Genomic DNA, 11,931 nt, shown 5'->3' with positions numbered 1-11,931 from the left:
CGCCTGTATCGGGGGGATCGCGCCGCTTGCGCCGAAATCGAACACCGTCGATCGCAAGACCGCACGAATCACCGACAATCTGCCGATTATTGGAATATTCGGTCAGAGATTGCGCTTTCAAAAGGTGGTTAATGCATTGATTGCAGCGTATCAAGCCAAATAGAAGCATCCAGCGACATTTTCTCCACCCTTTCCCATACCTTTGGTAATGAATGCGACGCGGGCTGCGGTCGCCCGGACGGCGCCCCGCCAGGCAGTCGACGAGCAACGCCAATACCGACGGGGCGCTGCGGCGAAAAGCGCGCCGGCGGACTACCCTCGGCAACCCGAACGGAAAATCGACGGAAGCATGCGCTTTAGGGGAAAGTCCCAAGGTCTGTTTACCCAGGGAAGCCGCCGATTCTCACAATGTCCTACCGATGTGTCGCAATCGTTCTAGCGCAAGCGCCGCCTGTCTTTTCAAATAGCGCAGTGGGGCCGCCTGCCCATCAAACAGGACACTTCTTCACTCGCCATTGGAAAACGACATGTTCATTCGTGCCACCCGTACCGTCGAAAACGTCGATCCCGAAGTCTTTGCAGCGATCGAGCAGGAAAATCGCCGTCAGGAAGATCACATCGAGCTGATCGCCTCGGAAAACTACACGAGCCCGGCCGTGATGGCCGCGCAGGGCTCGCAGCTGACGAACAAGTACGCCGAAGGGTATCCGGGCAAGCGCTACTACGGCGGCTGCGAATACGTCGACATCGTCGAGCAGCTCGCGATCGACCGCGTGAAGGCGCTGTTCGGCGCCGAGGCCGCGAACGTCCAGCCGAACTCGGGTTCGCAGGCGAACCAGGGCGTGTTCTTCGCGATGCTCAAGCCGGGCGACACGATCATGGGCATGAGCCTCGCGCACGGCGGCCACCTGACGCACGGCTCGCCGGTGAACATGTCGGGCAAGTGGTTCGACGTCGTGAGCTACGGCCTGAACGAAAGCGAAGACATCGACTACGAAGCCGCCGAGCAGCTCGCGCAGGAACACAAGCCGAAGCTGATCGTCGCAGGCGCGTCGGCGTTCGCGCTGAAGATCGACTTCGAGCGTCTCGCGAAGATCGCGAAGTCGGTCGGCGCGTACCTGATGGTCGACATGGCGCACTACGCAGGCCTGATCGCCGCGGGCGTCTACCCGAACCCGGTGCCGCACGCCGATTTCGTCACGACCACGACGCACAAGAGCCTGCGCGGCCCGCGTGGCGGCGTGATCCTGATGAAGGCCGAATACGAGAAGCAGATCAACTCGGCGATCTTCCCGGGCATCCAGGGCGGTCCGCTGATGCACGTGATTGCCGCGAAGGCCGTCGCGTTCAAGGAAGCGCTGTCGCCGGAGTTCAAGGCCTACCAGCAGAAGGTGGTCGAGAACGCACGCGTGCTGGCGGAAACGCTCGTGAAGCGTGGCCTGCGCATCGTGTCGGGCCGCACCGAAAGCCACGTGATGCTGGTCGACCTGCGCGCGAAGCACATCACCGGCAAGGCGGCTGAAGCGGCGCTCGGTGCTGCGCACATCACGGTGAACAAGAACGCGATCCCGAACGATCCGGAGAAGCCGTTCGTGACGAGCGGCGTGCGCCTCGGTTCGCCGGCGATGACGACGCGCGGTTTCGGCCCGGCGGAAGCCGAGCTGGTCGGCAACCTGATCGCCGATGTGCTCGAGAGCCCGGAAGACACGGCGACGATCGAGCGCGTGCGCACGCAAGTGGCCGAGCTGACCAGGCGATTCCCGGTCTATCGCTGATCTCAGGGTGAACCCTGTGGCGAAACCGTGCGTTCGGGCGCAGAATCGCGGGCCCGGAACCGGTATCGAATCAGACTCAGGACTCAGTCATGCCGCGCGACGCGCTGATGAAACCGACGGACACACAGCCGCCCGGCGATCGGTTGCCCGACGCCACGCTGTCCGCCCTGCTGCGCGAAAAGCGCTTCTCGCCGTCGAAGCTCGCGGTCCTGCTCCAGGTCGCATCGGACCTCGGGCTCGACGCGGGGTCGGTGCTGGCCGGGACCGGCCTCGATCCCGCCGCCGTCGCCGATGCGTTCACGCTGACCTCGTCGCAACAGTTCCTGACGGCCGCAGGCAATGCGATCCGCCTGTACGGCGATCCGGACCTCGGCGTGCGGGTCGGGCATCGGCTGCATGCGTCGAGCTACGGGATGTACGGCTACGCGATGCTGTGCTCGGAGTCGATGGCCCACGCGTTCGACTCGGCCGTCAAATATCACCAGCTCGCGAATCGTGCGCTCGAGATCCACTGGGTCGTGCAGGGCGACACGGTATCGTGGCTGTTTCCGAACCAGGACGAGGCGCGGCTGCCCTGTCTCGACGAGCCGTTGTACCGCTTCCTGATCGACATGCAGTTCGCGTTGCACGTGACGATCATCAAGGACGTGATGGGCGCATGGTGCGTGCCGGCGCGCGCGCAGTTCACGCAGCCGGAGCCGCCGCATGCGGCGATGCTGTCCGACGCGCTCGAATGCCCGCTCGCGTTCGGCCAGCCGCGCAACGTGCTCGACTACCCGGCCGCGTGGCTCGCACGCGCGCCGCAGCTCGCGAATCCGATCACCGCCGCGCAGGTGTCGTCGCATTGCGCGCGCCTGCTCGACGAACTCCGCACCCAGTCGGGCGTCACGCGCCGCGTCTACGAGGAACTCACGCGTACGCCGGGACAGTTTCCGGACATCGACGCGATCGCGGAAAGCCTGTGCATGACCGCGCGCACGCTGCGGCGCAAGCTCGAGACCGAAGGCACGTCGTACAGCGAGATGCTGACGAGCGTGCGCAAGGCGCTTGCGATCGACTACCTGAGCACGACGTCGCTCAGCACCGAGGACATCGCGCTCACGCTCGGGTTCAGCGATGCGGTGGGTTTCCGGCACGCGTTCAAGCGCTGGACCGGCAAGACGCCGAGCGAGGTGCGGCGCAATCGGGGCGCGTGAGCGGCGCGGCGGGAGGCGAGCGCAGCACGCGCACCTTGCGGCAAGTCCGTCACGCTCAATGCGCGGCCGCGGAACGATTCGCGGCGTCGCCCGCCCCATTCGCCACGGCCAACGCGAACTCGAACACGGCTCCCCGCCCCGCGCGATCGACCAGGCGGATCGTGCTGCCATGCAGCAGCAGCATCCGGTGGACGATCAACAGCCCGAGCCCGCCGCTCAACGTCGCGCCGCCTGCGCTCATCGGCCGCTGCGGCCGCTGGAACAGGCCTTCGCGGCGCTCCGGCGGAATCCCCGCGCCGGTGTCCGCAACCGTCACCACGACCATGCCGTCGCGCGGCTCGAGCGCGATCTCGACCTTGCCATGCTCGGGCGTATGCCGCAACGCGTTGTCGAGCAGGTTGGTCAGCACCCGCTCGATCATCCCCAGGTCCGCCGACACGTTCGGCACGCGCGGCGGCATCTGCGCATGCAGCTCGACCCGCCGCGCCTTCGCGGCCAGCTCGAACTTCTGGAACACGTCCTGCACGAGATCGACGAGCGAGAAGCCTTCCAGCACGGGCTGCACGCCGCCCGATTCGAGCCGCGCGAGTTCGAACAGCGCCTGCGCGAGCCGGCCGACCTTCGCGCTCTGCACGAGCGCGATCGACAGGTAGCGCTGGCGTTCGGCGTCGCCGAGCGATTCCGCCTTCAGCGACAGCGTCTCCAGATAGCCGTGCAGCGACGTGAGCGGTGTGCGCAGATCGTGCGAGATGTTCGTGATCAGCTCGCGCCGCTGCTGGTCCTGCCGGCTCAGCGCGCGCCATTGCTCGCCGATCCGGTCGGCCATCTGCGCGAACGCCGATTCGAGCACGACGATGTCGTCGCCGCGCCGGCCCGGCGGCGAGCGCGGCACCGGTGGCTGCGTGTCGGGCTCGCCGTTCGCATCGAAGCGGCGCATCGCATCGGTCAGCCGCCGCAGCGGACGCGTGATGAAGCTGAACGCAGTCAGGCCCGCCAGCAGGCCGAGCAGCGCGACGACCGCCATCGACCACAGCGTCGTGCGCAGCACGTTGCCCGCGTCAAAGCGCGCCGCCAGCCTGTCGTGCGCCTCGCCGAGCAGCACCACATAGATGTAACCCACCGGCGCCTGGCCCGCGCGGCGCAGCGGCGCGGCGCTGAAGATCTTGCGCGCGCTCGGGCTGCGCGGATCGTCGCCGAGGATCGGCAGCGGCTCACCCGCGAGAAAGCGCTGCACCGGCGCGAGATCGACGCGCTCGCGCTTCACGTGCCCCGGCGGCGCATCGTCGCCCTTGATCCGCCCCGCGTTATCGAGCAGGTACACCTCGACGCTCGGGTTCACGCCCATCAGCTGGCCGAACAGCGTGCGCACCGCGTCCGGTCGCAGGCCGTTCGCGTCCATCAGCGGCGTGATGTTCGCGATGTGCGCGGCGAGATCGCGCGACAGCCCCTGCACGACTTCCATTTCGCGCATGTCGTTCGCGCGGATCTGCAGCCATGCCGACGCGCCGGAGCAGGCGAGCAGCAGCACCGAGAACACGAGCGACAGCCGTTGCGTGAGCGTGAGCCTCATGGCGCGTCCCGCTGGTCCGGCGCGGCCAGCTTGTAGCCGCGGCCCCACACGGTGAGGATCCGCACGGGCTCGGCCGGATCGGGCTCGATCTTCGCGCGCAGCCGGTTGATGTGCGTGTTGACCGTGTGCTCGTAGCCTTCGTGCTGGTAGCCCCATACGGCGTTCAGCAGGTCCATCCGCGAGAACACCTTGCCCGGATGCCGCGCGAAGAAATACAGCAGGTCGAATTCGCGCGGCGTCAGGTCGATGCGCGCGCCGTCGACGCTTGCCTCGCGCGCGATCGGATCGATCGACAGCCCCGCGACGTCGAGCGTGCCGGCCTCGATCCGCGAATCCCGCGCGAGCGCGTCGACGCGGCGCAGCAGCGCCTTCACGCGCGCGACCAGCTCGAGCACCGAGAACGGCTTCGCCAGATAGTCGTCGGCGCCGAGTTCGAGGCCGAGGATCCGGTGCACCTCGCTCGACCGCGCGCTGGTGATGATGATCGGCGTATAGCGCTGCATCCCGCGCGCGCGCCGGCAGATCTCGAGGCCGTCGACGCCGGGCAGCATCAGGTCGAGGATCAGCGCGTCCCAGTTGCCCTGTTCGAGCAGCCGCAGGCCTTCGGCGCCGTCCGCGCTGTGCACGACCTCGTAGCGCTCGTCGCGCAGGTGCAGGCTCAGCACGTCGGCGATGTCGGCGTCGTCCTCGACGATCAGGATGCGTTTCGGGTGGTCCATGGCGGGTCGGCGGCGCCGCGCGGCGCTTCGGGGTCAGGGTCGGGGTCCGGGTCGGGACCGGATGGCGGCGGCATGCCGCCCTGCCCCCCATTGTGCAAAATTTTGCGGCGGCAAGGGTTCACAAATCGTTTATGTTTGGATGGTGCGCTTCACGCCGCCAGTCCTGCCGATGAAGCATCCGTGATATCCGGGTTGAACCGCGTCATGCAGTTCAGGTCGAGTGCGCGTATCTGTTCGGTCATGAAGTCGACGAAGAGACGAATGCGCGTCGGAAGATGTTGCCGGCTGAGATAGCAGATATAGTGGCCGCGATCTTCCGGCACATGCTTCGCCAGCGCGACAACGAGCTCGTTCGATGCGATATGGTCGCGAATCTGATAGCCCGCCATCTGCGCAATGCCCGACCCGTTCAGAACCGCACGCAACACCAGATCCGCGTCGTTGAACGTGAGGCGCGACGTCGGCAGGTACTTTTGCACGCGGCCATCGACATTGAATTCCCATTCGAATATGCGACCGCTGGCAAAACGGAAATTGATGCACTCGTGCCGGCCCAGTTCCTCCAGGCTCTGCGGAAGCCCGTGCCTGGCCACATACGACGGCGCCGCGCAGAGCGCCATCTGCATCGGAATCAGTTGCCGGGCGATGATGCTGGAGTCCTCGATGCGTCCGTTGCGGAACGACACGTCGATCCGTTCCGACACCAGGTCGATCGGCCGGTCGTCGAGCAGCAGATCGATGACGATGTCCGGGTAGGCCTTCGCAAACGTTTCCAGCAGCGGCGCAACGATTTTCCTGCCGAATCCCACCGCCGAGCTGATCCGGATGAGGCCGCGCGGCGGCCCCTGACGCAGCTCCAGCATGTCGTTCATGGCTTCCACGATCTGCGCCACGCCCTGGTGGCAGTTCTCGAAGAATCGTTGGCCTTCGCAAGTCAGTTCGGTCATGCGCGTAGTCCGCTGGAACAGCCGCGTACTCAACTGCGCCTCCAGCTTCTGAACGTTCCGGCTTACGGCCGGCCGGCCGACGCCGAGAAGTTCGGCGGCCTTGGTAAAACTCCCCTCGCTCGCCACTGCAACGAATGCAAGGATGCCCGCATAGCTCGCACCGAAGCTCGCCGACAGCGCATCGGCGCGACCGGCCAGGTCGCAACGAACGCCATGCTCCGATGTATCCGATTGAGTCATTTTCGCTGCCCCCAGACATGCCGCTCATCCCGATTTCCCGTCGCTGGCCTGCGCCAGCGAACCGCCACACGTGCAAACGCGAATCAGCTTCTAGCAAGCCACTGGTCGAGACCGATGCGGCCAAGTCGCGCAGGCCCGAGCGGCACCAGCGATTTTTCCTCGACGCGGCCGCCGTAATAGCGGGCGTCGCGATCGGTCACCACCGTGCGCGTGTCGCCGACCGACTTCAGATAGCGCGCGACGATCTCCGCGAACGGTGCGCGATCCGGGCCCGCGATCTCGACCGTGCCGTTCAGCGGCCCGGCGAGCGCGATCTGCGCGACGAGTGCCGCGACGTCTTCCGCGGCGATCGGCTGAAACAGTCCGTCACCGATGCGAACCGTGCCGCCTTCCGTGCCGAAATCCGCAATGCCGCCGATGAACTCCATGAATTGCGTTGCGCGCACGATCGTGTACGGCACGCCTGCCGCTTCGATCGCCTGTTCCTGCGCGACCTTGGCCTCGAAATACCCGTTCTCCGGCATCCGGTCGCAGCCGACGATCGACAGCGCGACATGATGGCGCACGCCTGCGGCCACTTCGGCCTTGCCCAGATTGCGTGCAGACGTGCGGAAGAAGTCCAGCACCGCCTGCGGTTCCCATGACGGCGCATTCGCGACGTCCACGACGACATCCGCGTCCGTCAATGCATCGGTCAGGCCCTCGCCCGTGATGGTATTGACGCCGGTGCGCGGCGAGGCGGCAAGCGCCTGATGGCCGGCTTCGCCGAGCAGCGTGACGACACGCGAGCCGATCAGGCCCGAACCACCGATGACAACGATCTTCATCGCAAAATCTCCTGACGAAAGGATTTCATTGGGACGCGTGACGCACATGACGGGCGCCGTATCCGACGAAGGCGGTCATGACCGTCGCATCGCGTGCCGCAATTGTGGAAGAATCATGTCCTATCCATAAGTGCCAAGAATCGTCGATCGGACTGGTCCATGCCGTGTCTGTTCCCGTCACCCACGAGACCGTGATGTCTGCGCAAACGCCCACACTGACCATCGAAATCGACCGGCAACTTCAGTTGCCGGTCTATCTGCAGATTTGCGAGCGGTTCAGAACCGCGATCGCCGCGGGCCACCTGCGTCCCGGCGATCGCGTGCCCGCGCTGCGCGGTCTCGCGACACAACTGAACACGGCGCGCGGCACCGTCGAACAGGCTTACACGATCCTGGTCGACGAGGGATATCTGCAAATGCGCGGCGCGGCAGGCACATTCGTATCGCCGTCCCTGCCGAAATCGCTGACGCGGTCGTCGCCCGCGCGCGCCGACGACCAGGCACGGCGCACCGAAAACGCCGACTTGCTCCAAGCGCCGGGCATGTCGCGCGACAGTCCACCTCCGCGGCGCCCGCAGCCAATCGCCGTCGCGATGAGCGGCGAGCCGCGCCCGTTGCAACCCGGGGTCCCGGCGCTCGACGCATTTCCGCGCAAGGTATGGCACCGGCTCGTATCGCTGCGCGCGCGCAGCGGCGAACGCGCACTGCTCGGCTACCCGCATCCGGCCGGTTACCGGCCGCTGCGCGAACACATCGCCACCTATCTGGCGCTGTCGCGCGGCGTCACCTGCGTGCCGGAACAGGTGTTCATCACCAGCGGCTACCGCGCCACGCTGGAACTCGTACTGCGCAGTCTCGCGCGTCCGAACGACCGTGTCTGGTTCGAGGATCCCGGCTATCTGCTCGCACGCAGCTTCCTGTCCGAGACCGGTGTGCAACTCGTCCCGGTGCCGGTGGACGCCGAAGGAATCGACGTCGCGCGCGGCATGCAACTGGACGCGCAGGCGCGCTTCGCACTGGTCACGCCATCGCATCAAGCCCCGCTCGGGTATACGCTGTCGCTCGCTCGGCGCATCGCGCTGCTGGATTGGGCCGAGAAAGCGTCGGGCTGGATCGTCGAGGACGACTACGACAGCGAGTTTCGTTATCTGGGCCGCCCGCTGCCGGCGTTGAAGAGTCTCGACAGGCGCGATCACGTGATTTACAGCAGCACGTTCAGCAAGGTGATGTTTCCCGGTTTGCGGCTCGCGTACGCGGTCATTCCAGAGCGAGCCGTGGAGCGCGTTGAACGCGTGGCATGCAGCATGAATGCCGGCTCGCCGACACTCTTGCAGGCTGCGTTGGCGGATTTCATCGAACAGGGGCACTTTGCCCGGCATCTGAAGCGGATGCGTACGCTGTACGGTGAGCGACGCACGCTGATCGTGCACGCATTGCGGCAGGCGTTCGGCGAGCGGCTGATCGTCGAATTGCCGCCCGGCGGCATCCAGTTCGCGGTGCGGTTCGCAGAGGGGCCCGAAGAGCCGGTCGACGACATCGCGGTTGCCGCGCGTGCCCGCGACGCGGGACTCGCGGTCGTGCCGCTGTCGATCTGGTACACGAACAGTCACACGCAGCAAACGCCGCGCGGCCTCATCATCGGGTTCGCGAACATCGCCGATGCGGCCGAAGCGCACCGTCACGCGCAAACGCTGCGCGCGTGCCTGGGCCGCTGACGCGCGGCACGCGGCAACTGCGTGCGTCAGTGCGCGCCGGCAGCCGCAGCCGCCGAGCGCCGCGTGGAATTCGTGTCGGCGATCATCGCGCCGGGGTCCGGATTGGTGTCCAACGGGAAACATACAATCGCCCCGAACGGCTATACCTCCGCCGCTCGCGCTTCTCTAGCATGGAGGCGTCTTTCTCCCGTAGACGAACCAGGAATCGGGCTGCACCGGAAGATTGCCGAACTCCTCATACGATCGTTCGCTCCGCAGCATTTCTCGAAGACGCCATATGCCCGGGCAGTGCAGCCTCCGTTCGCAAGACGCTTCGACGAATGAATGACTGAGGGTCGGAGCGCGTCTCTGAACTCGAGCATGCATCATGGATGACAAGAAGCTGCAGGCCCCTCCGCTTTCGCTCCTCGACAGGTATCGGGGCCGGGATTTTCAACCTCTTTATACGACGACCGTCACCGTGTCCGGCGGCGAGACGGGGCACGGCCGCGCATCCGGCGTGGTCCGCTCGGATGACGGAAATCTCGCTGTCGATCTGCGGCTGCCCACCGAGTTCGGCGGGCCCGGCAACGGGACCAATCCGGAGCAGCTGTTCGCGGCGGGCTTTGCAGCGTGCTTCCACGGTGCACTGAACCTGCTCGAGAAACGCGCCGAAATGGAGATCACCGATACAGTCGTGGAGGTGCAGGTTTCGTTCGGCCGCGATCCCATGGACGGTGGCTATGCATTGCTCGTCGATGTCCGGGTCCGGATGCCTGGCGTCGATCGCAGCACCGCGGAAGAGATGGTTCGCACTGCGGAACGCCTGTGCCCGTATGCAAAGATGGCCAGACAAGGCACCGTCAATATCGTGACCGTCGTTGACTGACCCAACGCCTGTCGCGCGGCAGCAGCGTCTTGTCCGTTGAAAACGTTCATTGCTGCTGCCGCCGTGCGTGACCGCCCCACCGCGCACCTGGCGACGCGTGTGGGGGAACCGACAGGTCAGTCGAAGGATGCTTGCGGATTACCCGCTGCCAGAGCTTCGGTACGATTCGGCGCCGGCGGGTAGATCCACTGCGTGTTGATCATCTGCTTGCGCGCCTTTCCTTCCGCATGCGTCAGTTTGATCTGCCGATCCCAGCCCTCCGAGTAGACGGCGCCCCAATGGCCAGACGACGCCGAAATTCCGGATCGTGAGTTGGGCGTCGTTTGAGGCTGCCCGGCTTCTCCATCGACTCTCACCAAGTGGTGCCCATCAATCTGAAAATGTTGGACATCACCTTGGGATCGATCCTCACGGGTTTGGCGCATTCTGGCTCGACGGCGTACGAGCGATCATCACCGTGCGATTCGAAGTGACCTCACTCAGTGCGCCCCTGCCGCTACCCCAGCACCGCCCTTGCCGGGCTTGGTGAGCCAGACCAGCGGGATGATTACGATGAAGATGATCGACGACAGCCAGAAGATATCGTTCAGCGCGAGCATGGCTGCCTGCGCATTCAGCGCGCGTTCGAAGAACGTCGCGGCCTGATCCATACCGCCGCCGAGCGTCGCGTGGAGCTGCGCGATCGCGCTCATATAGTCGGGGTTGTTGATGCTCGACTGCTCGGCGAGTCGGGCATGGTGCAGGATCGTCCGGTCGTTCCACCCGGTCGAGATCAACGACGTGCCGACGCCGCCCGCGAACACACGCACGAAATTGGACAGGCCGGCGGCCGCCGGAATCCTGTCGGGCGTCAACCCCGACAGGATGATCGCGGTAAGCGGCGTAAAAAAGAGCGCCATCGGAATACCTTGCAACAGTGTCGGCAGCACCAGGGTATAGGGGTCGACGCTCGTCGTGTAATGCGAGCGCATGAAGAACACGCCCGCAAAGCCAAGGAAGGCCAGCGTCGCGAGCACCCGTGCATCGGACTTCGGCATGATCTTCGCCATCAATGGTGCAAGCAGCACGGCGAAGATTCCGAGCGGCGCCGTCACGAGTCCGGCGTCCACCGAACGATAGCCCAGATAGCCCTGAATCCATTGCGGCAGGATCACGAGGTTCGAGAAGAACACCGCATACGCAACCGAAATCGCAATCGTGCCGCCGCGGAAATTGCGCACCGCGAAGAGGCGAATATCCACGATCGGGTTCTTCTCCGTGAATTCCCAGATCAGGAAGAACAAGAAGCCGATGGCGGCGACGACGGCAAGCGTGCAGATCACGGGCGAATTGAACCAATCGAGATCCTTGCCCTTGTCGAGCATGATCTGCAGCGACGCGACCCACACGATGAGTGACATCAGGCCGACCTTGTCGATGGGAAGCCTGCGCACCGGCGTCTCCCGGTCACGATAGATCATCCACGTCACGCCGGCCGCGAACAGGCCAACGGGAATGTTGATGTAAAAGATCCACGACCAGCTGTAGCTGTCGGTGATCCAGCCGCCCAGCGCGGGACCGGCGATCGGGCCGACTGTCGCGGTCATCGACCATAGCGCCAGCGCGGTCGAGCTTTTCTCCTTCGGATACGAGCCCAACAGGATCGCTTGCGAAAGTGGAATCAGAGGCCCTGCGACGACCCCCTGCAATACGCGCGCGGCGAGCAGCACGAGCAGGTTCGGCGCGACGCCGCACAACCATGACGAAAACACGAAAAGCACAATGGCGGCCACGAACAGCCTGATCTGCCCGACGCGCTGCGTGAGCCAGCCCGTCAAAGGAATCGCGACTGCATTGGCCGCCGAGAACAGCGTGATCACCCACGTGCCTTCGTCGACGGATACGCCCAGGTTTCCCGAGATGGTCGGAATCGCAACGTTGGCAATCGATGAATCGAGCACGTTCATGAACGTCGCGAGTGCGACTGCGATTGTCGCAAGAACCAGCTTTCCGCCCGTCAGCGGCGGCGGTGCAAGTTGCATTGAGGAATTCATCTCGCTTCCACTCTGAAGGTTCGACAGGCCCGGCGTATCGA

The 11,931-nt window shown here is 65.2% G+C and carries 9 protein-coding genes and 1 pseudogene; 4 read left to right on the top strand and 6 right to left on the bottom strand.

What is annotated here, in order from left to right; translation table 11 throughout:
* Positions 1 to 527 precede the first annotated feature (527 nt).
* Together glyA and ACV22Z_RS33455 are read left to right on the top strand one after the other, a co-directional pair.
* On the top strand, positions 528 to 1,775 hold the full coding sequence (gene glyA, locus ACV22Z_RS33460; RefSeq protein WP_448080531.1) for a serine hydroxymethyltransferase: 1,248 nt from the start codon (positions 528 to 530) through the stop codon (positions 1,773 to 1,775).
* 89 nt (positions 1,776 to 1,864) lie between these two features.
* Positions 1,865 to 2,971 carry an AraC family transcriptional regulator gene (locus ACV22Z_RS33455; RefSeq protein ID WP_448080530.1) on the top strand — a complete coding sequence of 369 codons (1,107 nt, stop codon included), beginning with the start codon at positions 1,865 to 1,867 and terminating at the stop codon, positions 2,969 to 2,971.
* 55 nt (positions 2,972 to 3,026) lie between these two features.
* Here the strand turns inward: ACV22Z_RS33455 and ACV22Z_RS33450 are convergent, their stop codons facing one another.
* From ACV22Z_RS33450 to ACV22Z_RS33435, 4 genes are all read right to left on the bottom strand, one after another.
* Positions 3,027 to 4,541: a HAMP domain-containing sensor histidine kinase gene (locus ACV22Z_RS33450; RefSeq protein ID WP_448080529.1), complete on the bottom strand. Its 1,515-nt coding sequence runs from the start codon at positions 4,539 to 4,541 to the stop codon at positions 3,027 to 3,029.
* A complete protein-coding gene (locus ACV22Z_RS33445) occupies positions 4,538 to 5,260 on the bottom strand; it encodes a response regulator transcription factor (RefSeq protein ID WP_448080528.1) in 723 nt (240 codons plus the stop codon). The genes ACV22Z_RS33450 and ACV22Z_RS33445 overlap by 4 nt, the downstream gene beginning before the upstream one ends.
* A 149-nt stretch (positions 5,261 to 5,409) precedes the next feature.
* Positions 5,410 to 6,447 carry a LysR family transcriptional regulator gene (locus tag ACV22Z_RS33440; RefSeq protein WP_448080527.1) on the bottom strand — a complete coding sequence of 346 codons (1,038 nt, stop codon included), beginning with the start codon at positions 6,445 to 6,447 and terminating at the stop codon, positions 5,410 to 5,412.
* Between the two features lie 83 nt (positions 6,448 to 6,530).
* A complete protein-coding gene (locus ACV22Z_RS33435; RefSeq protein WP_448080526.1) occupies positions 6,531 to 7,274 on the bottom strand; it encodes an SDR family oxidoreductase in 744 nt (247 codons plus the stop codon).
* Between the two features lie 194 nt (positions 7,275 to 7,468).
* Between ACV22Z_RS33435 and pdxR the strand changes: the two genes are divergently transcribed.
* The gene (gene pdxR, locus ACV22Z_RS33430) at positions 7,469 to 8,989 is read left to right on the top strand and encodes a MocR-like pyridoxine biosynthesis transcription factor PdxR (protein WP_448080525.1); all 1,521 of its coding nucleotides are present in this window, start codon (positions 7,469 to 7,471) and stop codon (positions 8,987 to 8,989) included.
* Between the two features lie 367 nt (positions 8,990 to 9,356).
* Positions 9,357 to 9,857: an Ohr family peroxiredoxin gene (locus ACV22Z_RS33425; protein WP_448080524.1), complete on the top strand. Its 501-nt coding sequence runs from the start codon at positions 9,357 to 9,359 to the stop codon at positions 9,855 to 9,857.
* Positions 9,858 to 9,973: 116 nt separating this feature from the next.
* Here the strand turns inward: ACV22Z_RS33425 and ACV22Z_RS33420 are convergent.
* Positions 9,974 to 10,141: pseudogene (locus ACV22Z_RS33420) on the bottom strand (NAD(P)/FAD-dependent oxidoreductase); the annotation flags it as partial.
* A 195-nt stretch (positions 10,142 to 10,336) separates the two neighbouring features.
* Positions 10,337 to 11,890 carry a DHA2 family efflux MFS transporter permease subunit gene (locus tag ACV22Z_RS33415; RefSeq protein WP_448080523.1) on the bottom strand — a complete coding sequence of 518 codons (1,554 nt, stop codon included), beginning with the start codon at positions 11,888 to 11,890 and terminating at the stop codon, positions 10,337 to 10,339.
* Positions 11,891 to 11,931 lie beyond the last annotated feature (41 nt).

This window comes from Burkholderia sp. PU8-34, from assembly GCF_053427725.1.
This window is presented reverse-complemented; position numbering and strand designations above follow the sequence as displayed.